General features: G+C 72.9%; 24 protein-coding genes. 15 read left to right on the forward strand and 9 right to left on the reverse strand.

The window, feature by feature from the left end; all coding sequences use genetic code 11:
• Positions 1 to 45: 45 nt before the first annotated feature.
• Positions 46 to 273, reverse strand: coding sequence for a hypothetical protein (locus ACIOD1_RS09260; RefSeq protein WP_401901215.1), 228 nt, complete (start codon positions 271 to 273; stop codon positions 46 to 48).
• 150 nt (positions 274 to 423) lie between these two features.
• Here ACIOD1_RS09260 and ACIOD1_RS09265 point away from each other — a divergent pair, with 150 nt between their 5' ends.
• On the forward strand, positions 424 to 753 hold the full coding sequence (locus tag ACIOD1_RS09265; protein ID WP_365628474.1) for a hypothetical protein: 330 nt from the start codon (positions 424 to 426) through the stop codon (positions 751 to 753).
• Positions 754 to 843: 90 nt separating this feature from the next.
• Here ACIOD1_RS09265 and ACIOD1_RS09270 read toward each other — a convergent pair whose 3' ends face one another.
• Positions 844 to 1,836, reverse strand: coding sequence for a DMT family transporter (locus tag ACIOD1_RS09270; RefSeq protein WP_401901217.1), 993 nt, complete (start codon positions 1,834 to 1,836; stop codon positions 844 to 846).
• Between the two features lie 132 nt (positions 1,837 to 1,968).
• Here ACIOD1_RS09270 and ACIOD1_RS09275 point away from each other — a divergent pair, with 132 nt between their 5' ends.
• Positions 1,969 to 2,886, forward strand: a complete 918-nt coding sequence (locus tag ACIOD1_RS09275; protein ID WP_365628480.1) for a LysR family transcriptional regulator — start codon at positions 1,969 to 1,971, stop codon at positions 2,884 to 2,886.
• Positions 2,887 to 2,893: 7 nt separating this feature from the next.
• On the opposite strand, the gene ACIOD1_RS09280 is transcribed toward ACIOD1_RS09275, so the two are convergent.
• Positions 2,894 to 4,408 carry a cellulose binding domain-containing protein gene (locus tag ACIOD1_RS09280; protein WP_401901219.1) on the reverse strand — a complete coding sequence of 505 codons (1,515 nt, stop codon included), beginning with the start codon at positions 4,406 to 4,408 and terminating at the stop codon, positions 2,894 to 2,896.
• A 330-nt stretch (positions 4,409 to 4,738) separates the two neighbouring features.
• Entirely contained in the window at positions 4,739 to 6,910 is a 2,172-nt protein-coding gene (locus tag ACIOD1_RS09285; RefSeq protein WP_401901221.1) for a hypothetical protein, read from the reverse strand.
• Positions 6,911 to 7,064: 154 nt separating this feature from the next.
• Between ACIOD1_RS09285 and ACIOD1_RS09290 the strand changes: the two genes are divergently transcribed.
• Positions 7,065 to 7,931 carry a DMT family transporter gene (locus tag ACIOD1_RS09290; RefSeq protein WP_401901222.1) on the forward strand — a complete coding sequence of 289 codons (867 nt, stop codon included), beginning with the start codon at positions 7,065 to 7,067 and terminating at the stop codon, positions 7,929 to 7,931.
• 30 nt (positions 7,932 to 7,961) lie between these two features.
• Positions 7,962 to 8,468: a DUF4265 domain-containing protein gene (locus ACIOD1_RS09295; RefSeq protein WP_401901224.1), complete on the forward strand. Its 507-nt coding sequence runs from the start codon at positions 7,962 to 7,964 to the stop codon at positions 8,466 to 8,468.
• Between the two features lie 46 nt (positions 8,469 to 8,514).
• On the opposite strand, the gene ACIOD1_RS09300 is transcribed toward ACIOD1_RS09295, so the two are convergent.
• Both ACIOD1_RS09300 and ACIOD1_RS09305 read right to left on the reverse strand, forming a co-directional pair.
• Positions 8,515 to 8,811, reverse strand: a complete 297-nt coding sequence (locus ACIOD1_RS09300) for a DUF6300 family protein (RefSeq protein ID WP_365628495.1) — start codon at positions 8,809 to 8,811, stop codon at positions 8,515 to 8,517.
• Between the two features lie 144 nt (positions 8,812 to 8,955).
• Positions 8,956 to 9,387 carry a GNAT family N-acetyltransferase gene (locus ACIOD1_RS09305; RefSeq protein ID WP_365628498.1) on the reverse strand — a complete coding sequence of 144 codons (432 nt, stop codon included), beginning with the start codon at positions 9,385 to 9,387 and terminating at the stop codon, positions 8,956 to 8,958.
• Positions 9,388 to 9,667: 280 nt separating this feature from the next.
• Between ACIOD1_RS09305 and ACIOD1_RS09310 the strand changes: the two genes are divergently transcribed.
• Complete coding sequence (locus tag ACIOD1_RS09310; protein ID WP_281208001.1) at positions 9,668 to 9,871, forward strand: cold-shock protein; 204 nt, start codon at positions 9,668 to 9,670, stop codon at positions 9,869 to 9,871.
• A gap of 155 nt (positions 9,872 to 10,026) precedes the next feature.
• Here the strand turns inward: ACIOD1_RS09310 and ACIOD1_RS09315 are convergent, their stop codons facing one another.
• Entirely contained in the window at positions 10,027 to 10,269 is a 243-nt protein-coding gene (locus ACIOD1_RS09315) for a hypothetical protein (RefSeq protein WP_365628500.1), read from the reverse strand.
• A 383-nt stretch (positions 10,270 to 10,652) separates the two neighbouring features.
• On the opposite strand from ACIOD1_RS09315, the gene ACIOD1_RS09320 reads away from it, so the two are divergent.
• The 6 genes from ACIOD1_RS09320 to ACIOD1_RS09345 all read left to right on the forward strand — a co-directional run bounded on the left by ACIOD1_RS09320 (position 10,653) and on the right by ACIOD1_RS09345 (position 14,940).
• Positions 10,653 to 11,621: an NUDIX domain-containing protein gene (locus ACIOD1_RS09320; RefSeq protein ID WP_401901227.1), complete on the forward strand. Its 969-nt coding sequence runs from the start codon at positions 10,653 to 10,655 to the stop codon at positions 11,619 to 11,621.
• Between the two features lie 125 nt (positions 11,622 to 11,746).
• Positions 11,747 to 11,974 (forward strand): hypothetical protein, encoded by a 228-nt coding sequence (locus ACIOD1_RS09325; protein ID WP_365628506.1) that lies wholly within the window; start codon positions 11,747 to 11,749, stop codon positions 11,972 to 11,974.
• Positions 11,974 to 12,252 carry a hypothetical protein gene (locus ACIOD1_RS09330; protein ID WP_365628509.1) on the forward strand — a complete coding sequence of 93 codons (279 nt, stop codon included), beginning with the start codon at positions 11,974 to 11,976 and terminating at the stop codon, positions 12,250 to 12,252. Before ACIOD1_RS09325 ends, ACIOD1_RS09330 begins: the two co-directional genes overlap by 1 nt.
• 52 nt (positions 12,253 to 12,304) lie before the next feature.
• Positions 12,305 to 13,261: a helix-turn-helix domain-containing protein gene (locus ACIOD1_RS09335; protein ID WP_365628512.1), complete on the forward strand. Its 957-nt coding sequence runs from the start codon at positions 12,305 to 12,307 to the stop codon at positions 13,259 to 13,261.
• A gap of 112 nt (positions 13,262 to 13,373) precedes the next feature.
• A complete protein-coding gene (gap, locus tag ACIOD1_RS09340) occupies positions 13,374 to 14,372 on the forward strand; it encodes a type I glyceraldehyde-3-phosphate dehydrogenase (protein WP_401901229.1) in 999 nt (332 codons plus the stop codon).
• Between the two features lie 136 nt (positions 14,373 to 14,508).
• Positions 14,509 to 14,940 carry a pyridoxamine 5'-phosphate oxidase family protein gene (locus ACIOD1_RS09345; RefSeq protein WP_365628518.1) on the forward strand — a complete coding sequence of 144 codons (432 nt, stop codon included), beginning with the start codon at positions 14,509 to 14,511 and terminating at the stop codon, positions 14,938 to 14,940.
• A gap of 70 nt (positions 14,941 to 15,010) precedes the next feature.
• On the opposite strand, the gene ACIOD1_RS09350 is transcribed toward ACIOD1_RS09345, so the two are convergent.
• A complete protein-coding gene (locus tag ACIOD1_RS09350; protein WP_401901231.1) occupies positions 15,011 to 15,619 on the reverse strand; it encodes a TetR/AcrR family transcriptional regulator in 609 nt (202 codons plus the stop codon).
• A gap of 284 nt (positions 15,620 to 15,903) precedes the next feature.
• Positions 15,904 to 16,473: a hypothetical protein gene (locus ACIOD1_RS09355; protein ID WP_365628524.1), complete on the reverse strand. Its 570-nt coding sequence runs from the start codon at positions 16,471 to 16,473 to the stop codon at positions 15,904 to 15,906.
• Positions 16,474 to 16,640: 167 nt separating this feature from the next.
• Here ACIOD1_RS09355 and ACIOD1_RS09360 point away from each other — a divergent pair, with 167 nt between their 5' ends.
• The 4 genes from ACIOD1_RS09360 (at position 16,641) to ACIOD1_RS09375 (ending at position 19,942) form a co-directional block, all read left to right on the forward strand.
• Positions 16,641 to 17,090, forward strand: a complete 450-nt coding sequence (locus ACIOD1_RS09360) for an SRPBCC family protein (protein ID WP_365628527.1) — start codon at positions 16,641 to 16,643, stop codon at positions 17,088 to 17,090.
• 4 nt (positions 17,091 to 17,094) lie between these two features.
• Positions 17,095 to 17,919 (forward strand): DUF1206 domain-containing protein, encoded by an 825-nt coding sequence (locus tag ACIOD1_RS09365; protein WP_401901233.1) that lies wholly within the window; start codon positions 17,095 to 17,097, stop codon positions 17,917 to 17,919.
• 226 nt (positions 17,920 to 18,145) lie between these two features.
• Positions 18,146 to 18,718 (forward strand): WHG domain-containing protein, encoded by a 573-nt coding sequence (locus tag ACIOD1_RS09370; RefSeq protein WP_365628530.1) that lies wholly within the window; start codon positions 18,146 to 18,148, stop codon positions 18,716 to 18,718.
• Between the two features lie 36 nt (positions 18,719 to 18,754).
• Positions 18,755 to 19,942 carry a GDSL-type esterase/lipase family protein gene (locus ACIOD1_RS09375; RefSeq protein WP_365628533.1) on the forward strand — a complete coding sequence of 396 codons (1,188 nt, stop codon included), beginning with the start codon at positions 18,755 to 18,757 and terminating at the stop codon, positions 19,940 to 19,942.
• The last annotated feature ends 30 nt before the right edge of the window (positions 19,943 to 19,972 follow it).

The following is a 19,972-nucleotide window of genomic DNA, read 5'->3' on the forward strand; positions in this document are numbered from 1 at the left end:
CGAGGACGGGACCCCGTGCGGCGGTCGCCGTCGCCGTCGCCGCCGTCAGTGGGCAGCGTCCCCCGGGCCCTCGGGGGCGTCGTCACGCCGGGGGCGCCGCGCCGCCACCACGCTGCCGGCCGCGACCCCGAGGGACGCGCCGAGTGCGAGGCCCAGCCCGATGTTGTCGAAGACGAGCAGGCCGAGCACCACGCCCAGGCCCACCCCGACGGAGAGGCCGGTGGCCACGGCAGTGTCGGGGGCGGTGTTCGAAGGGTCGCGCTCATTCGTCACATGATCATTGTGCAGGTCCCGGACGGGCCCTCCAAGGGGAAGCCCGCCGCGGAGGCGCGCTGGAGAGGCGACCGGCGGCAAGTGAGCCATCCACCGGCCAATCCCGGCCACCCGCCCCCCTGTCGGGGGCCGCTCGGTGACGATGGCCGCGTGAGCGCTCAGAACCTCTCCGCACGCGTCGGCCCCACGCGCACCAGATTGACCCGGACCCTGGCCGACGCCGCGGCGCGGTGGGGCGCGGACGTCCCCGAGGACCCGGGGGTCGGAGAACTCGCCGACCTCCTCTCCGAGGCCGCCCGCGCCCTCCCGGCAGGGACGCCCGGGCACGGTGTCGCGTTGGCGCGCCTGGCCCTCGCCCTGCGACACCTCCGCGCCGCCGACCGACTCGGCGGCCTGCTGCCCGTCGTGACCTGCGGTCACCTCCACCGCGCCGTGCGGTACGAACGGGCCGCTCGCGACGCCCTGGACCGGACCGGGTAGGAGCCCGCCCGCGCCGGGCCGGGACCGGACGCTGGAGCAGACCCTCGGGACGGGGATCTCGGAGTGCTGCGGCATCGAGGACGCCGCGGTTCACTTCGTGTACGACTTCCCGCGGATCGGGTCGGCGGCCCCGGCGGAGGCGGACGTGGCAGAGGCGGACGTGGCAGAGGCGGACGTGGCGCTGGGCGCCGCCCGTTGAGCCGTCGGATCCGGGGTCCGGACCGCCTTGCGCCGGCGGGTCAGGGCGACGCCCACGAGCACCACCGCCATACCGGCGACGACGCGCGGGCTCGGCTCCTCACCCAGGACGAGCGCACCCAACGCCACCGACACCACCGGCAGCAGGTAACCGACCGTGGCGGCGTTGGTGGCGCCCTCGTCGGCGATGATCCGGTAGGTGAGGTGGAAGGTGACGCCGGTGGCGAAGACGCCGAGGACGGCTACGGCGAGCAGGGCCACGGGCTGGAGCCGCACCTCGACCAGGCCCCCGAAGGGCAGCGCCAGGGCCGTGAGCCCCGTCGCCGCGAGGAGTTGGGCAGCGGCGAGGGGGAGCGTGGGCACGCCCTTCCCGACCAGGTGGCGACCCATGTAGGTGAAGGCGAAGGCGTAGCTCGCGGCGGCCCCCAGGATGGCGACGGCCCCCCAGCCCACGTGTCCCGACCGCTGCCACGGCGCGAAGATCAGCGCGGTCCCGACGAGACCGACCAGCAGACCGAGGACCCGGATCGCGGGCGGTCGGCGTTCGCCGCCGGTGAGGAGCCCGATCAGCAGCGACCACAGCGGTGTCGTCGCGTTGAGCACGCCCGCGAGACCCGAATCGACACTCTGCTGTCCGACGCTGAACAGGGCGAAGGGGAGCGCGTTGCAGAAGAAGGCGGCCACCAGGATGTGCCCCCAGAGTGCCCGGCCGCGCGGCAGTCGGTGGCGGGTGAACCGGCATGCCAGGCCGAGGACGAGCGCGCCGAGCGCGCAACGGACCGAGGTGACCTGCACCGGTGTCAGCCCGTCCAGGGCGAGGTCGATCCACAGGAACGTCGACCCCCACAACAGGGCGAGCACTCCTACGCGTCCGGCACTGATCACTGGCCTTCTCCTCTGGTCCGCTGTCTTTCTGTTCCGGTCTCCCGGTGTCTTCTCGGGGCCTCCTCACACGGTGCGGCACGTGATGTGACAGGACAAGCAAAGGGTTCTGCATGAACCGTTAACGTGTACTACATGCTCGATGTGCGGCGGATGCAGGTCCTCAGGGCGGTCGTCACCAGCGGATCGGTGACCGCCGCGGCGGCTCACCTGGGGTACACCCCGTCCGCCGTCAGCCAACAGGTGGCCGCCCTGGAGCGGCAGGCCGGCATCCCCCTCCTGGAACGCGTCGGACGGGGCGTCCAGCCGACGGCGGCGGGCCGGCTCCTCACCGAGCACGCGGCCGTCATCAGCCGGAACATCGCCGAGGCGGAGACGGCCCTGGCCGACCTCAAGGCGGGGCGTACGGGGCGACTCGCCGTCCGCTACTTCGCCACGGCCGGCGCCGCGTTGGTGGCTCCCGCCCTGGCCGGCCTGCGCCGCGCGCACCCGGAGGTGCGGATCGACCTGCGGATGACCGATCCCGTGGACCCGCTGACGGAGGTGGAACAGGGCCACGCCGACCTCGCCCTCGTCATCGCGCCCCGGACCCTGCCGCGTGACGACGTGCTGATGGTCCACCTGCTCGACGACGCGTACGACGCCGTGCTCCCGGTCGGGCACCGACTCGCCGCACAGGACACGATCGCCCTGGTGGACCTCGCGCAGGAGCAGTGGGTCGGCAGCGAGCCTGCCGGCCCCTGCCTGGAGCCGGTGCTCGAAGCCTGTGCGGCGGCGGGGTTCAGCCCCGATTTCGTGGTGCGGAGCGAGGACTACGCGACGGCGCGGGGGTTCGTCGCGGCCGGCCTCGGCATCGGCCTGATGCCACGCCTGGGCCTGGGTGTGGGGATGGGCCCGGGGCACCCGCATCCGGGCGTCGTCGTCCGTCCGGTCCGCGACCCGCGCCCGACCCGGGCCGTCTACGCCGCGGTGCGCAAGGTCTCGCTGGGCCGCCCCGCCGTACGCGACCTCCTCGAAGCCCTCCGGCGGTGCGCGACCCCCGCCGTCGACTAGGCCGTCTCTAGCGCAGTGCGCCGAGGGTCTTGGTGAAGGCCAGGGGTTCCTGGAGGACGGAACTGCACGTCGGGTCGGCGTGGTCGACCGCGCCCGCCGCGCACTGCTTGTCACGGGTCGCGGACCACATCGCCAGCCGGCCGATCCCCTTCGAGCGTGCGAACTCCACGAGTCGGCCCGCGTCGGCGACGGTGAAGGTCTCGCTCGCCACGTCGTTCACCCCGATCATCGGAGTGACGGCCACCGCGCGCCAGGCGGCCGCGTCGGAGAGCCCGAGCACCCCCTTGACCTGTGCCTGCGTGGCCGTCGCGGCCTGGATCGCGTACTGGCCCATGTTCCCGCTGTACGCGGGCCCGTAGTCCATCGCCATGATGTTGACCCCGTCGATCCGTACCCCCGCCCGCTTCGCGTCCGCGAGCAGCGCGACGCCCGGTTGGGTGAGCCCCTCGGGCATCACCGGGAGGGTGAAGGCGACGTCCAGACCCGGGTGCGACTTCTGCAGCGCCGCGATCGCCTGCCCGCGCCGGGCGTTGGCCGCCGTGTCGGGCAGTGCCGCGCCCTCGATGTCGAAGTCGACTTTGGTGAGCCGGTACTGGTCGACGACCTTGCCGTATGCGGCGGCCAGTTGGTCCGCGCTCGCGCAGTTCAGGGCCAGCTCGCTGCCCGACGCTCCGCCGAAGGAGACCCGTACGTCGCCGCCCTTGGCCCGCAGCGCCCCGATCTGCGCGGCGACCTTGTCGCTCGCGAGGTCGGTGACCCCGCCCCACATCGGGGTGCAGCCGCCGCCGCCGGTGACGAAGGCGAGGTGGAACTCCTTCACCCCGGTCCGGGTCGCGGTGTCGACCAGGTCGTAGGTGGGGTACAGCGAGGTGTCCACGTACGGGGCGAACCGCGCCCCGCCCGCCGGAGTCCCCGTCGCGGGCGGCGGCGAGGCAGTGGTGGGGGCCGAGGCGGACGGTGACGCGGTACGGGTCGGGGTCGTCGTGGGCGCCGACGGCGAGGGGGCGACCGTACCGGCAGTCGCCGTCGGGGCGGTGGTGGGGCGGCCGCCGGGAGCGGGCGTGGCGCCCTGCTCCACCGAGCACTTGGCGCCGTTGATCCGGCAGGCCGTCGGTGCCCCGACCGCACCGGTCGCCGCACCGGTCGTGCTCGCGGCGAAGCCGACGGTCACCGAGGCGCCGGGGGTCAGCGTCCCGTTCCATGCCGCCGGCTTCACGGTGACGTGGCGCCCGCTGACCGTATGGGCGCCGTTCCACAGGGAGTCGATCCGCGTGCCCACGGGCAGATCGAACTCCAGGGTCCAACCCGACTGCGCCTGGGCGGTGTTGTTGGTGATCGCGTACTGGGCGGTGTAACCGCCGCTCCAAGAGCTGGACTTCGTGTAGACCGCGCCGACCGTGCCGGCCTGCGCGGTGCCGGTGAATATCAGGGCGGCGCCGGCGATCACCGCCGCCACCGCGATCGCGCCCGCGGCCTTCGCCTTCGTACTCGTCCTGCGCCGGTGACCGGTGGTGCTGCCCATGATGTGCCTGCCTCTGGAGTGCGGAGTGGGGGAGAGGCAGCACGCTAGCCGCCCCGAAACGGACATTCGTTCGTTTCGGGGGTCGGGGGATGAGTCTTAGGTTCCGCTTAAGGAAGCGGTAAGGGGGACCTCAGGAACAGCCTCCGGAAGGGCCCCGGGAAGAGCGTTGGCAAGGGGACCTCGGGAAGGGCCGCCCGGGTCCGGACATGACGACGCCGGGATGCCCTGGGGCACCCCGGCGTGACGTCGGGGCAAGGAAAGCGGACGGACTATTTCAGAAGGAGTGAGAAGGAAGCCCGTCCATGGCCTTGCCTGGGTCAAAGCTAACAGTCAGGCCGGGATCAGCGCGCGCAGATTTTCCGGCGTGACGACCACCGAATCCGGATGCAGTCCTTCCGGTCGCTCCAGGCCGATGTAGGTGACCGGGCCGTCCGGGACCGACGCGCCGTCCCACAGCGTCGTGGAGGTGGCGCGGTCCGACATCAGATCCGTGAGGTGACGGACCGTGAGGTAGTCGCGCTCGACGATGCCGCGCAGCAGCGTGGCCACCGACACCCGGTTCTCCTCGACCCGGTTGCCGTTCGGTGTTCCCCGGAGGTAGAGGTGCGTCCACTTGGCGCGCCAGCGTCCGTCGCTCCCGCGCAGGAACGCCAGGGGCAGCGCGACCCGGCCCGGACCGCGCAACCCCGACTTCATGCGTACGGTGCGCGCCTCGAAGGGCCGCCCGGCCTGCTCGGCGTCGCGCAGCATGAAACCGAAGAACGACTCCTCCACCGTCTCGAAGTCCTCGCCCGAGAAGATGTTGACCTGCGGGACGACGAAGTCCCCGCGCACGGCTCCCAGACGCAGGTTGATGAATTCCGAGGCGCCTTGGGGGGCTTCCGTGATGTCGCCGGAGTGCTCGCCCTCGACGTCGGTGAGGTTGGTGTACGAGAGCCAACAGACGGTCTCGTAGGCGGCGTCGAGCATGACGGCGGACAGGTCGTAGTCGGTGTCGCGGCTCGTCTGCTTCCAATGGACGAAGAAGCGCAGCAGTTCGCCCTCGACGGGAGAGAGCGAGCCGCGCGGCAGCACGCCGAGGCCGGCGGCCGTGGCCTTGCCGCTCAGCGGCAGCGCGACGTCCAGGACGTCCGGGTCGACGAGCAGGTGGCCCGGCGCCGGGAGGCGACGACGCGTCTCGGCGTCGAGGAGGTCGACGAGGCGCTCGCGCTCGGCCGGGTACACCAGGGTGCGTTCGTCGGCGGTGACCCAGGCGCCGCCCCGGCGGTTGACGAAGACACGACGTTCGCCGCTCTCGCGGGCCCGGTTGTGCAGGTGCTCGCGCACGGACAGCAGGACCCGGCCGGCGACCCGCGGGGCGACCTGCTCGGCGGCGGCCACGACGGCGTCGCGCTCGTCCTGGGTGAGACACGTGCGCAGCAGTCGGTCCAGGGAGCGGAAGAGCCGGCCGGGGGCCGCCGTCAGCAGCTCGACGGCCCCCGTGACGTCGTTGACACCGAGCAGTTCCTCGACCCGGCTGTCGAAGGTCCGGGCCTCCTTCTCGCCCCGGGCGACGGCGAACACGTCGAGGGCGTGCGGCCACCGCGGGTACTCGTGCGGGTGGATCCGTTCACCGAGCCGCTTGAACGCCTCCCGGTGCGCGTGGACGTCGGCGAGCTTGGCGGGAGACGCGCCGACCACCGCGTCCAGGCCGGCGAGCAGGGCCCGCCGGATCGGGCGGGAGAGCGACCGGAAGCGGGTGGGGTCCGTGAGCGACACGTCGCCGTCCGACAGGGCGCAGGCCAGGCGGAGCACGTCCGTCACGGTGTCCAGCAGGAGGTCACGGCCGGCGTGCAGGCGGGCGAGGTTGACGACGGCGCGGTTCTCCCGCACCGGGACGGAGTCCGGCTGGGGGCCGTCCACGCAGTGCTCGGCGAGCACGCGCAGGTCGCGCAGCGCCTCCTCGCCGAGCGGAGTGCTGCTGCCCGCCAGGGCCAGGTACAGGGCGCCGACCTCCACCTCCGGGGAGGCGCCCGCGTGCAGGACCGTCATGCGGTCGCCCGCCGCGGCGATCAGCTCGTCGTGCGCGGCCAGCAGGTCGGCGTAGGCGTGCCGGTAGGTGCCGTAGGTGGGCAGGGTCAGCAGGTCGACCACGCCGGTACGGAGCTGTGCGAGCGTGCGCTCGCGCGAGGCGTCGTCGGCCAGCGCCTCGGTGACGCACCGCGTCCAGAACTCGAAGGTGTCCGGCACGTTGGCCGGAAAGTCGAGGAAGTAGACGTTGTGCCGGACGTGGTCGCCGACCATCTCGCGCACCGTCTCCAGCGTGCGCCGGGCGGTCTCGGCGACCGTCTCCCCGGTCAGCTCCGACAAGCGGCCCAACAGGGCCGCCGAGAGCTTGAAGCCCACCGACAACAGCGCGGCGTCGAACTGCCGCGCCACGACGTCACCTTGGCCGGCGGGTCCGGAAGGGTCGGGGAGGCGGTGGGTGTGCCGCAGGACGAGGGCTTCGAGAGGATGGGCCATCCGGGCATCGTCCCAGAACGGGCCCGGGCGGAGCACTCGGATTTTCGCCCACGGGGAGCGCCGGCGCGGGCCGGACGGGGGAATGAACGGCGCCGGGCCGACGCCGGGTGGTGTCCTGGCGGCGAGCAGGGGCGGAGGCGGCGAGGATCGGGGCATGGGCTTCGTGCTGCCGGTCCTCTTCGCACTGTTCGCGGCGTTCAGCAACGCCCTCGCGACGGTGCTCCAACGGCGCGCCGCGCTGACCGTCCCGCAGAGCGACGGCTTCCGCGTCGGCCTTGTCCTCGATCTGCTGCGGAGGCCGCTGTGGATCGGTGGGATCCTGGCGGTGATCGCGGCGGGCGTCGGGCAGGCCGTGGCGCTGGCCACCGGCGCGCTGGCCCTCGTACAGCCCCTGTTCGTGCTGGAGCTGCCGCTCGCGCTCCTCATCGCCTCGCTGGTGACGCGGCGCCGCTTTCCCGGAGCGCTGTGGCTCGCCGTGGCCGGGGTGGTGCTCGGCCTCGGGATCGTGCTGGTGGCGGCCTCGCCGGCCGGCAACCGTACGCACGTACCGTTCGACCGCTGGGTGCTGGCACTCGTGGCGTGCGCCGGGGCGGTGGCGGTGGCGGCCGTGGCCGGATTGCGCCGGCCGCCCGGCCGGACGCGGGCCGGATGCCTCGGGGCGGCCACCGCCGTCTGCTACGCGCTCACGGCCGCCCTGATGAAGTCGGCCGTGCACGTCCTGGACGACGGCGGACTCGGAGCCTTCCTGACCACCTGGGAGACCTACGCCTTCGCCGCGAGCGGCATCTGCGCCCTGCTGCTCCTCGAACACGCCATGCAGGGCGGCCCGCTGGTCGCCTCACAACCCGCCCTGACCCTCGGCGACGCGGGGGTGAGCGTCGCGCTCGGCGTGTTGCTGTACGAGGAACACCTGCGGGCCCAGTGGTGGCTGGTGCCCCAGTTCCTGGGCCTCGCCCTGATCTGCGCCGGGGTCCTCGCCCTGGCGAGGGCGGAGGCGGGCCAGGACCCCGGCGCCACGTGAGGGCCGTGGGGCGTGCGTGAGGATGGAGGCATGCCTTCCCCCGCGGCGCCGGAGCGCCCCACACCCGGACCCGACTACATCAAGGTGTGGTTCCGCTTCGTCCCCCGCGAGGGCCGGCTCCCGTACGACACCGAGGGCCTGTGGGCGACACGGCTCAGCGAGGACACGGCGTGCGTGGCCAACGTCCCCTTCCTACAGGACGGCGTGGCCGAAGGGGAGACCGTCCGCTTCGCCACGGACGCCGAGGGCCTGCACTGGGCCACGGAACGGGTGGCACCCTCCGGCAACTGCACCATCAGGGTCCTGGCCGTACCCACCGGCCCCCTCGGGCGGGACCCGCGGGCCGTGCACGAGCGGTTCGCCCCCTTCGGGATGGGCGGCGAGGTGTTCAGCGCGGAATTGCCGCTGGTGGCCATGACCGTGCCGGCCGACGCCGACCTGGCCCGGATCAAGGCCCTGCTCCACCACGGCCGGGACGAGGGCTGGTGGCACTTCGAAGCGGGCCGTGTCACCGACGCCTGGCGAAACGCCGGCTGAAACAGTCCTCCGGGCGGGTTCGGCAGCCCCGGGGGAGCGGCCGGGGTCATTCTTCGGGCGGTGGATCCTGGCGGAGGAAGCCGTGCCCGGCCATGCCCTCGTCGGTCCACGCGATCAGCAGCCGGGCGGCCTCCTCCACGCGCGCGATGTCGCGCCCGCCGCCCTCGGCGAAGAACCCGAGCAGCGCGCCGGCCGCGGGTTTGTCCACGTCACAGGCCCAGCACAGCTCCAGGTGGATCGGCCACCCCTCGGCATCGTCCTGCGGCATCACGATGCTGCTCACCAGATCCCCGCGGCAGCGCGAGCACCGCGGCAGCTGGTCGGAGAGTTCCACGTGGTCCATGCCGCCACCTCCTCGTTCACGGTGTGGGGAACCCACCGGCGCCGTCCGGAACCGCTCGCCCGGACGTACAGGGGCGATGCCCGCCGGGGCGCGTTCCCACACGCCCCGCGCGCGGTCGACGGCGCCCGTGGGCTCCCGGGGGCGTCACTGCTCGCCCAGGGCCATCCACTTCTCGGGGTGGGCGAGCGGAGCGAACCCGGCCTGCGCGTAGACCTCGTGGGCGTCGGCCGTGGCCAGCATGATCCGCCGCACTCCGTACGGCTCCATGTGGTCGCGCACCGCGCGCGCCAGGGCCGTGCCCAGCCCCTTGCCGCGTGCGTCCCGGGCGATGAACACATCGCACAGCCAGGCGAAGGTGGAGAGGTCGGAGACGATGCGGGCGTAGCCGAGCTGCGCGCCCGTGGCCTCGTCGTACACACCGAAATTCAGCGAGTTGGCGATCGCCACGTCCTGCTTCCGGCGGCTCCGTCCGAGCGCCCAGTAGGAATCCTCGGAGAGCCATCGGTGGATCAGGGCGGCGTCGAGGCGGGCCGGGTCGGTGGAGATCTCACAGCCGGCGGGAAGGTCGTCGTTCATGCGGTGATCCAACCAAGCCGAGCAGCCCGTGGCCACCCCATTTCTCGGAGCCGGGGGCGGGCCGCAAGACTCGGAACGAGGCCGAGGAGGAGCCGAAGAGGACTGGTGCTCGAAGTTCTCTGGTGACGGACGGTTCCGGCGTGTAACTTCAGCTCAAGCTGTCGTGGTTCGCAGTTCTGCCCGCGCCCTGGCGTGGGCGTTTTGCTGTGCAGTGCCGGACCAGGGCGATCACCTCCGGGTCCGCGTCGTGCGGATCCGACATCGACTGAGAGGCATGACCATGGCCAGCGGAACCGTGAAGTGGTTCAACTCCGAAAAGGGCTTCGGCTTCATCGCGCAGGACGGCGGCGGTCCGGACGTCTTCGCGCACTACTCCAACATCAACTCCACGGGCTACCGTGAGCTCCAGGAGGGTCAGGCCGTGACCTTCGAGATCACGCAGGGCCAGAAGGGCCCGCAGGCGGAGAACATCACCGCCGCCTGATCCCGAGTACTCCTCCGCCCCGGAGCCGCGCTCCGGGGCGGAGCTGTCTCCGGACCCGCTCGAAGGGCGCTCGGGGGCCGGGGTGGGGTGACGCGCCACGGGGGTGGTCGAGGGATCGATCCCCTCGACCACCCCCGTTCGCGCGGGCCCTGGTGTCAGTGGGCGCCGAGGTGGGCGAACTTCGCGAACTCCTTCTCGCCCGCACGCGCACACGTCGAGGTGTAGACCGGACCGAAGTGGGCCGGGATGGCGGCGGCGGAGGAGCAGTCGGACGCGAAGGCCGCGTGCCCGCCGGAGAAGTACTCGCCGTCGACGCCGTCGGCGAGGGCGGCACCGGCGCCGCCCAGCAGGATGCCCGCGGCGAGGACGGAGGCGGTGAGGGCAGAGCGCATGCGCATGGTGACTCCCAAGGATCTTTGGAGACGCGCCAGGAAAGGTGTGCGCGTCGGGCGGTCCAACGTCACGGAATCGTCACGGGAAACGGCACGTCACTCCAATGGCCGGGAGATCCGTCCCGGGGCGCGTCCATGTGGCGTCATGGCCGGCTCGGCAGGTCGCCGCAGCGGCGGCAAGCGAATTCCGCCGGTGCGCGCCGTACACCGGCCGGTTCCGGCCAACCTCATCCGGGCGCGGTGACCGGGAACCCGGCGGCGGCCGGAAACGATCAGCGGGCACGCACGGGGCCGCGGCGCCGCCAGATCGGCCAGATCGCATTAGGCCGACCACCCGGCCGCGCTCTACTCACTCCTCCAGCGCACGCCCCGCACCGAGGAGCCCGCCGATGAGCACGACGCCCACGGACACGACGCCCACGGACACGATGTCCGACGAACCGCGCGGCACGGCCGCCCTGTTGGTCAACGCACGCGGTCAGTACCTCCTGCACCTGCGCGACGCCAACAAGCCGCACATCTACGACCCGGGAACCTGGTCTATCCCGGGCGGCGACCGCGAGGGCGAGGAGTCCTCACAGCAGGCCGTCGAACGCGAACTGCGCGAAGAGACAGGGCTGTTCGTGCCCCTGGAGCCGCTCACCGTCGTCGACGCCCACGGGCCGGGCGGCGGTCGGAGCCGGATCCGGGTCTTCCTCGGCTCCTGGGACGGCGACGCCGACGCGCTTCCGTGCCCCGAGGGCATCATGTTCCGCTGGTTCGACGCGGCCACCACCGCCTGGCTGACGATGTGTCCGTGGACCTCGGAGGTCATCGCGCTGCACCAGGCGAACGCCCCCGCCGCCGGTCCTGCTCCCACCCCCGCCGCCGTTCCGGCGCCCCGGCCCGTCACCCCGCCCGAGACGGCCGGCGGCTCCCCGGTGCGGCTGAACGTGCTGGGTGTCCACCTCTACCTGCAACGGGAGGACGGCCGCATCCTCCTCGGCCTGCGCCACCCCGACGCGCTGTTCGCCCCCCGGACCTGGCACTTCCTCGCGGGCCACTGCGAGCAGGAGTCCGTCCTGGCCTGCCTGATCCGGGAGGCTCGGGAGGAGGCCGGCCTGACGATCGCACCCGAGGACCTCGATCTGGTGCACACCGTCCACGTCCTGCACGCGGCCGGCGGCCGGCCCCGCCTCCAGCTGGTCTTCCGCGCGCGTGCCTGGACGGGCAGCCCCGAACTCCGGGAGCCCGACAAGTGCCTGGAGTGGGACTGGTTCGACCCCGAGCGACTCCCCGAGCCCGTCGTCCCGTACGCCCGTACGGCGATCGAGGGCATCGGCCGCGGTCGCGCGTACTCGGAGACGGGCTGGGCCTGACCCCACCACGGACGGGGAGGAGGCGCGCTCTCGGGCCGCGGCCGGTTCGTCCGTACCGGGGGACGCGGGGCGGGCCGGGCGATACCGTGGTGGGGCCCCACCGGTTCAGCCTCCTGGAGCCCACGATGAGCCACCGACCGGTCCCCGCCGCCCGGCACCAGCTGGCCCCCGCCACCGCCGACGCGGTCCGCGCGTACGCGGCCAGGACCCGGGAGCAGGCCGACCGGTTCGCCTCGGTGCTGGAGGACCTCGCCGCCAACGGCCTTCCGGCGGTGGAGGAGTGCACCCCGTGGGAGGACCTGCGGGAGGAGCGCCTCGCCGTCCTGGCCTCCCGCCGCCCGGCCGTCGCCTGATGGCCACCGGCCCCACCCCGCGACGCGCCCGGATCGCCTTCAGCGAATCCGCCGCCAAGCAGCTCGAAGAACTCGACACCGAAGCCGCGGTCCATGCCCTGGACCGCGCCTTGGTCGCCCTCTCCGTCGACCCCGAGATCGGCGACCCGCTCCCCACCGACGCCGACGGCGGCCGACCCGCGCTGCGCCGGTACGCCGACGAGATCGAACGCGTCGTCGTCCTGTACTTCGTCACCGCCCTGCGCACCGTCGTGGTCGTCGCCCACATCGAGGCCTGACCCGCGCCTCCCGCCTCCGCCGCCCGCGCGCACCCCCGCGTACCCTCGTCCCGTGCCCGACTCCCGCCCCCGTCACGTCGCCGTCCTCGTCCTGGAGGGGGCGAAGCCCCTCGATGTGGGGATCCCCGCCCAGGTGTTCACCACCCGCGCGAGCATGCCGTACGAGGTACGCGTGTGCGGCGCCGCGCCCGGGCTCGTGACCGGCGGGGACGGCCTGTCGTACTCCGTCGCCCACGGCCTGGACGCGCTCGCCTGGGCCGACATCGTCTTCGTCCCCGGCTACCGCTTTCCCGACCGCGACGCTCCGCCGCAGCCCGTTCTCGACGCGCTGGTCGCCGCCCACGCCCGGGGCGCGAGGCTCGCGGCCATCTCCACGGGCGCCTTCGCGCTCGCCGCCACGGGCCTCCTCGACGGCAAGCGCGCCACGACGCACTGGCACTACACGCGGGCGCTCGCCGCGAAGTGGCCGCGGGTCAAGGTCGACGAGAACGTCCTGTTCGTCGACGAGGGCGACGTGCTGACCTCGGCCGGGGCCGCATCCGGCATCGACCTGTGCCTGCACGTCCTGCGCGGCGACCTCGGAGTGGCGGCCTCCAACCACGCCGCCCGACGCCTGGTCGCGGCCCCCTACCGCAGCGGCGGTCAGGCGCAGTACGTGCCGCGCAGCGTGCCCGAGCCGCTCGGCGAGCGCTTCGCCGCCACCCGGGAGTGGGCCCTGCACCGGCTCGGCGAGCCCCTCACCCTGGAGGCGCTCGCCCGGCACGCGGCGGTCTCGGCGCGCACCTTCTCGCGTCGCTTCGCCGAGGACACCGGTTACACGCCCATGCAATGGGTGATGCGCGCCCGCATCGACCTGGCCCGGGAACTGCTGGAGCGATCGGAGCGGAGCGTCGAGCAGATCGCCGCCGACGTCGGCCTCGGCACCGGTTCGAACCTGCGGCTCCACTTCCAACACATCCTGCGCACCACGCCCAGTGAGTACCGGCGCACCTTCACCCGGGGCGAGTGACGGACGCGGTCGGCCGCGCTGTGGCGCGATCCTTGCGGACCATGGCGATCGCGCCCCTGTCAGCGGAGGCCGCCGCGCGCGACCCTGGTGGTGAAACGGAAGGGGACACACCATGACTCGCATCGCCATCAACGGATTCGGCCGCATCGGACGCAACGTCCTGCGCGCGCTCCTGGAGCGTGACAGCGCCCTTGAGATCGTCGCCGTCAACGACCTCACCGAGCCCGCCACGCTCGCGCGACTCCTCGCCTACGACACGACGTCCGGCCGGCTCGGCCGTCCGGTGAGCGTGGACGGGGACGTCCTCGTCGTCGACGGCCGGCGCATCAAGGTCCTCGCCGAGCGGGAACCGGCGCAGCTGCCCTGGCGCGAGCTGGGCGTCGACCTCGTGCTGGAGGCGACCGGCCGCTTCACCTCGGCGAAGGCCGCCCGCGCCCACATCGACGCGGGCGCCCGGCGGGTGCTCGTCAGCGCTCCGGCGGACGGGGCCGACGTCACGCTCGCGTTCGGGGTGAACACGGACGCGTACGACCCGGCGCTGCACACGGTCGTCTCGAACGCCTCCTGCACCACCAACGCGCTCGCCCCGCTGGCCTCGGTCCTCGACGACCTCGCCGGCATCGAGCACGCCTTCATGACCACGGTGCACGCCTACACGCAGGAGCAGAACCTCCAGGACGGTCCCCACCGGGATCCCCGCCGCGCCCGCGCCGCAGCCGTCAACATCGTGCCGACCACCACGGGCGCCGCGAAGGCCATCGGCCTCGTCCTGCCGAACCTCGACGGCAAGCTCTCCGGCGACTCGATCCGCGTTCCCGTGCCGGTGGGATCGATCGTCGAGCTGAACACCACCGTCGCCCGCGACGTGACGCGCGAAGAGGTCCTGGCGGCCTACCGCGCCGCGGCGCAGGGCCCGCTGGCCGGCGTGCTGGAGTACTCGGATGACCCCCTCGTGTCGTCCGACATCACGGGCAACCCCGCCTCGTCCATCTTCGACTCGGCGCTCACCCGCGTCGAGGGACGCCACATCAAGGTCGTCGCCTGGTACGACAACGAGTGGGGCTTCTCGAACCGTGTGATCGACACCCTCGAACTCCTCGCCACCGCCTGATCGTCGCGCGGTGGGGACGGCCCTGGACCCGCACGCTCCGGTGTGCCGGCCCAGGGCCGTACGGGTGACGGGGGGGAACAGTCGCGTCGGGCGGGCCGTTGTCCGAGTGATGCCCGTCCTGCCGAAGGAGTCTGTCGTGGCCCTGTCCCGCACCGACCGTGAACGCTTCCTCGCCGAGCCCCACATCGCCGCGCTGGCCGTGAACGCGGGCCCGGAGGGAGACCGCGCACCGCTGACGGTCCCCATCTGGTACCAGTACGCGCCCGGTGGCGACATCTGGATCCTGACCGGCCTGAACTCGCGCAAGGCCGAACTGATCCGGGCGGCAGGGCGGTTCACGCTGATGGTGGACCGTCTGAAGCCGACGATCCGGTACGTCTCCGTCGAGGGACCGGTCGTCTCGACCGAACCGGCCACCCGTGAGCGGCTGGTGGAGATGTCCACCCGGTACCTGCCCGCCGAGAAGGTCGAAGGCTACGTGGACTTCGCCTGGAAGGCGCACGGGGAGCAGATCATCATCCACATGAGGCCGCAGCGCTGGGTGAGTTCGGACCTCGGGGACGTCTGACACCCGGGCGCTCACCCTCACCGGCCGCCCCGCCGGCACCGGCTCCCCGCGCGACGCTCCCCGAGCGCGCTCAGGGTTCGACGCCCTTGGCGGTCCACGCCCGGAACGCGGTGGCCAGGAGGGTGTCGACATAGGCCGGGTCCGCGGGTTTGCGGACGAGCAACAGGGCGTAGTACAGGGCCCCGTACATCAGGTCGATGAGTACGTGCGGGTCGAGCGAGGGGTCCAGTTCCCCCTGCTCCTGGGCCGCGCGCAGCCGCTCGGCGGCGGCTTCCTCCAGGGGGCCGATGAACCGGTCGAAGATGGCCTGGGCGAGGCCGGGGTGGTGTTGGGCCTCGCCGATCAACGCGGTGTAGTGGGGCCACAGATCGGGGCCGGCGATCGTCGCGACGGCGGAGTTCATCTGCGTGCGCAGGTCCGCGACGACGTCGCCGGTGTCGGGGAATCCGGCCGAGTCCGCGGCGGCCTCCATGAACGCGTCGAGGAGGACCGCCCCCTTGCTGGGCCACCACCGGTAGATGGTCGCTTTGCTCGCACCGGCCCGGGCGGCGATGGCGTCCATGGTGACCTTGGTGTAGCCGACCTCCCGGCACAGTTCGAGGGCCGCCGTGGTGATGGCCCGCGCGGCCTGGGTGTTGCGGCGGGAGGGGTCGGGCTGTCGTGGGGGCGGAGGTGTCATCTGGCAGACGCTAGCGTGCGGACCGGGCGTTCTCCGCGTTGACATCGACGTAGGCAGACCGCATGATCAGAGCGCGAAACGAAACGAGTCGTACCGCGACTGTGTGACACAGGTATCCAGGCCCGTGGATCGGAGCCCCGCGGGACCCGTTCGCCGACGAAGCTCCGCTGCTCCTCCCGCGCGGATCCGGGACGACCGCCTCCCACGGGGGTGGGGGCGGTCGTCCCGGGGTGACGGCCGGGCTCCGCGTACGCGACGCCCTCCCGATGCGGCGGCCGACCGCCTTACGCGGGCCGGACCTCGGGCAGGAGGTCGCCCCGCCACACCACGATCTGGCTGGTGCCGGATCCGTACCAGCCCGCTCCGCGGGCCACGGCGAGCCGGGCGTCCTGCTGGGTCCACCACCGCAGGCGGGCCTCGTCGTCGGGCGTGACCTCGTAGGGGGCCGTGGTGAGGACCGCGGGCCGGCCCTCCCGGGTCCACACCGTGAGGTGGTCCAGCCAGTCGTGGTCCGGGGCGCCGCCCCCGTAGTGCGTGCAGTCCCAGGGCTGGCAGCGCCGGCTGCGGCGGCGTTGGAGCCAGCGGGGGCAGCAGCCCGAGAGGCTCTGCCGCAGCCCGTACGCCTGCGCCCAGTTGGTGATCGTCTCCTGCGCGGCCCGGCGGTCCGAGGAGGCGGCCCGGTGTCGGTCGAGGGCGTCGGCGTCCTCCGATCCGCTCCGGGGCGGTGGCGGTGGGGACATCCCGTAGGGCCAGCGGACCTCTCCGCCCGCTCGGCCGAACACCGAGGCCGCGCGCCTGGCGAACGGGGCGTCGTCCTCGACCGGGGAAGTGCGCGTGCGCGCGGTGGAGTTCACCGTACGACCCTACGGGCGTGCGCGGCCCGAGCGCGGCAGGCCGTGCCGGGGAGCGCCCGGGCGCATGGGGTGGGCGCGGTCGGGTAGTCGAGGGCCCACGAGCTTCCAACAGGGAGGCCCCGGTGGCCGAGCGCCCCGGTCGCGCCGACAGCACGGAAGGGATTCGCATGTCGCACGTCGAGGAGTACGTGGAGGTGAACGTCCCCATCCGGACGGCCTACAACCAGTGGACCCAGTTCGAGGACTTCCCCGCCTTCATGGAAGGCGTCGAGAGGATCGAACAGCGCAGCGACACCCTCACGCACTGGGTGACCAACGTGAACGGTGTGGAACGCGAGTTCGACGCCCGCATCACCGAGCAGCTGCCGGACGTACGCGTCGCCTGGATGACGGTGGACGGAGAGCCGCGTCAGGCCGGGTTGGTCACCTTCCGGCCGGTCGACCCGACGACCACCCAGATCGCCCTGCACATGAACTGGGCGCCCGAGGGGCTCGCCGAGAACGCGGCGGACAAGCTCGGCTTCGTGAAGCGTCAGGTCGCGGGCGACCTCAAGCGGTTCAAGGCGTTCATCGAGGCGCGAGGGGCCGAGACCGGCGCCTGGCGTGGCGAGGTCTGAGCCGGTGAGCGCCGGAGTCGCGAGAGCGGGCGTACGGAGCGCGTCGCGGGGTGGCAAGGGTCGGGAGTTGACGGCCCGCTGCGGTCTGACGGCGCGCGGCGTGCTCTACCTGCTCATCGCCGGAGTGGCGGCCCGCGTGGCCCTGGGCGACACCGGCCAAGAGGCCGATCGCCAAGGGGCCCTGAAGGAACTGTCGGGGCAGCCGTTCGGCGGCGTCCTGGTGGGGGCCGTGGGGGTTGGCCTGGTCTGCATGGCGCTGTGGCGGCTGTCGGAGGCGGTGTTCGGAGCCGCCGGAGCCGACGGCGGCAAGGCCACCAAGCGGCTGGCCTCGGCGGGCCGCACCGTCTTCTACGGGACGGCCGCCTATTCCGTACTCTCCTTCGCAGCCGGAGCCGGTTCCGGCCCGTCGAGCGACGAGCAGTCGCGCGACGTCACGACGAAGGCGCTGGGTCTGCCGGCCGGTCAGTGGCTGGTGGCCGCCGCCGGCGCCGGGATACTCATCGCGGGTGTGGTCATCGGCGTGAAGGCCGCCCGGCGCTCGTTCCGCAAGCACATGGAGATGGGCGGGGTCTCCGCGGGCCTGCGCAAGACCGTCGACGTACTCGGTGTGGGCGGCGGCATGGCGCGCGGCCTCGTCTTCGCCACGGCGGGCGGCTTCGCCGTGTACGCCGCACTGCGCTACGACCCCGCGCAGGTCAAGGGCATGGACGACACCCTGCGGTCGTTCACCGCTACGCCCGCCGGACCGTGGCTGCTGCTGGCGGTCGCCGCCGGCCTCGCCCTCTTCGGCCTCTTCTCCTTCGCGATGGCCCGGTGGCGCAAGGTCTGAACGCGGCACGGTCCGAGGACTCGCCGCCCTGAACGCCCCCGCTCCCCGAACGCCCCCGCCCCCGAATGCTCGGGGGGCGGGGGCGTTGGCATGCCGCCCCCTTCCCGCGGTGTCGGCCCCCTCCCCTAAGCGGCCGTTCCAAATCAATAGCGCCATTTGCCTAATCCTATTAGGCAAATGCATACTGCCCTATGGCAGGCTTCGGGGAGCAACGCGGAGGACGGACATGACGCGCGTAGGACTGACCACGGAGCGACTGGTCCGTGCGGGCGCCGAGCTGGCCGACGAGATCGGCTTCGAAGCGGCGACCCCTGCCGAGCTGGCCCGACGGCTCGGCGTCAAGACCGCGAGCCTGTACTCGCACGTCAAGAACGCGCACGACCTCAAGACCCGGATCGCCCTGCTCGCCCTGGAGGAACTCGCCGACGAGGTCTCCGCGGCGGTGGCCGGGCGGGCCGGCAAGGACGCCCTCACCGCCTTCGCGAACGTCTACCGCGGCTACGCGCTCAGGCACCCGGGCCGGTTCGAGGCCGCCGCCTACCGGCTCGACCCGGAGACGGCCGCCGTGAGCGCCGGTGTGCGGCACGCCCGGATGATGCGGGCGCTCCTGCGCGGGTACCACCTCGCCGAACCCCACCAGACCCACGCCGTTCGCCTGCTGGGCAGCGTCTTCAGCGGCTACGTCGGGCTGGAGGCCGCCGGCGGCTTCAGCCACAGCGCCCCCGACCCGCAGGAGAGCTGGACCGAGATCCTCAACGCGCTCGACGCCCTGCTGCGCACCTGGCCCACCGCCTCCTGACTCCCCTCACAGCCCTCCCCGCGAAGAGATCGGCCCATGAGCACCGACCGAGACCGGACCACCGCCATCACCACCACCGCCATCACCGCGGACCTGCTGCGCGGCGCCCTCGACCTGGAGCACACCGAACGCGGCGTACTGCCCCACCGGCTGCCCGCGCGCGCCCGCAAGCAGATCCCCGACGGGCAGCTGGCCATGGCCGAGGCGCAGCCGTCCGGCGTGCGACTGGGCTTCCGCACCCGGGCCACCACCGTCGAACTGGACGTGGTGGCCGGCAAGCGGGTCTACGTCGGAGCGCCGCCCCGCCCCGACGGCGTGTACGAGCTGCTCGTCGACGGACGGCTCGCGGGCCGGGCCGTCGCCGCCGACGGGGACACGATCACCGTGGACCTGGCCTCCGGCGCCGCGGAATCCCGTGAAGGGCCGGTGGAGACCCTGCGGTTCACCGGCCTGCCGGGCGAGGACAAGGAGGTCGAGATCTGGCTCCCGCACGACGAGACCACCCGACTGGTCGCGCTGCGCACCGACGCCCCCGTCCACACCGTGCCCGCCGACGGCCGTAAAGTCTGGCTGCACCACGGCAGTTCCATCAGTCACGGCTCCAACGCCGCGACCCCGACCGGGATCTGGCCCGCCGTCGCCGCGCACCTGGGCGGCGTGGACCTGATCAACCTGGGGTTCGGCGGCAGTGCGCTGCTCGACCCGTTCACCGCTCGCGCCATGCGCGACACCGCCGCCGACCTGATCAGCGTCAAGATCGGGATCAACATCGTCAACGCCGACGTGATGCGACTGCGCGCCTTCGGGCCGGCCGTCCACGGCTTCCTCGACACCATCCGGGAGGGGCACCCCGACACGCCGCTGTTGGTCGTCTCGCCGATCCACTGCCCCATCCACGAGCACACGCCCGGCCCCTGCGCCGTGAACCTCGAAGCGATGGGGGAGGGACGGCTGTCGTTCACGGCCACCGGGGACCCGGCCGAGACGGCCGCCGGCAAGCTGACGCTCACCGTGATCCGCGAGGAGCTGGTCCGCATCGTCCGGCAGCGCGCCGCCGACGACCCGAACCTGCACCACCTCGACGGACTCGCCCTCTACGGCGAACCCGACCACGCCGAGCTGCCGTTGCCCGACAACCTGCACCCGGACGCCACCACCCACCGCCTCATCGGCGAACGCTTCGCCCGCCTCGCCTTCACGACCGACGGCCCCTTCGCCCCGTAGCCCCGCCCGAACCGGCCCGCGCGGGACCGG

The organism is Streptomyces sp. NPDC088097 (genome assembly GCF_044741845.1).
Lineage (GTDB): Bacteria > Actinomycetota > Actinomycetes > Streptomycetales > Streptomycetaceae > Streptomyces.

Bases quoted from the DNA above. Each gene is read 5' to 3' on its own strand.
- ACIOD1_RS09275 (WP_365628480.1), top strand. From the start codon at position 1,969: ATGCTCGATGTGCGGCGGATGCAGGTCCTCAGGGCGGTCGTCACCAGC.
- ACIOD1_RS09280 (WP_401901219.1), bottom strand. From the start codon at position 4,408: ATGGGCAGCACCACCGGTCACCGGCGCAGGACGAGTACGAAGGCGAAG.
- ACIOD1_RS09285 (WP_401901221.1), bottom strand. From the start codon at position 6,910: ATGGCCCATCCTCTCGAAGCCCTCGTCCTGCGGCACACCCACCGCCTC.
- ACIOD1_RS09290 (WP_401901222.1), top strand. From the start codon at position 7,065: ATGGGCTTCGTGCTGCCGGTCCTCTTCGCACTGTTCGCGGCGTTCAGC.
- ACIOD1_RS09295 (WP_401901224.1), top strand. From the start codon at position 7,962: ATGCCTTCCCCCGCGGCGCCGGAGCGCCCCACACCCGGACCCGACTAC.
- ACIOD1_RS09300 (WP_365628495.1), bottom strand. From the start codon at position 8,811: ATGGACCACGTGGAACTCTCCGACCAGCTGCCGCGGTGCTCGCGCTGC.
- ACIOD1_RS09305 (WP_365628498.1), bottom strand. From the start codon at position 9,387: ATGAACGACGACCTTCCCGCCGGCTGTGAGATCTCCACCGACCCGGCC.
- ACIOD1_RS09310 (WP_281208001.1), top strand. From the start codon at position 9,668: ATGGCCAGCGGAACCGTGAAGTGGTTCAACTCCGAAAAGGGCTTCGGC.
- ACIOD1_RS09315 (WP_365628500.1), bottom strand. From the start codon at position 10,269: ATGCGCATGCGCTCTGCCCTCACCGCCTCCGTCCTCGCCGCGGGCATC.
- ACIOD1_RS09320 (WP_401901227.1), top strand. From the start codon at position 10,653: ATGAGCACGACGCCCACGGACACGACGCCCACGGACACGATGTCCGAC.
- ACIOD1_RS09325 (WP_365628506.1), top strand. From the start codon at position 11,747: ATGAGCCACCGACCGGTCCCCGCCGCCCGGCACCAGCTGGCCCCCGCC.
- ACIOD1_RS09330 (WP_365628509.1), top strand. From the start codon at position 11,974: ATGGCCACCGGCCCCACCCCGCGACGCGCCCGGATCGCCTTCAGCGAA.
- gap (WP_401901229.1), top strand. From the start codon at position 13,374: ATGACTCGCATCGCCATCAACGGATTCGGCCGCATCGGACGCAACGTC.
- ACIOD1_RS09350 (WP_401901231.1), bottom strand. From the start codon at position 15,619: ATGACACCTCCGCCCCCACGACAGCCCGACCCCTCCCGCCGCAACACC.
- ACIOD1_RS09360 (WP_365628527.1), top strand. From the start codon at position 16,641: ATGTCGCACGTCGAGGAGTACGTGGAGGTGAACGTCCCCATCCGGACG.
- ACIOD1_RS09370 (WP_365628530.1), top strand. From the start codon at position 18,146: ATGACGCGCGTAGGACTGACCACGGAGCGACTGGTCCGTGCGGGCGCC.
- ACIOD1_RS09375 (WP_365628533.1), top strand. From the start codon at position 18,755: ATGAGCACCGACCGAGACCGGACCACCGCCATCACCACCACCGCCATC.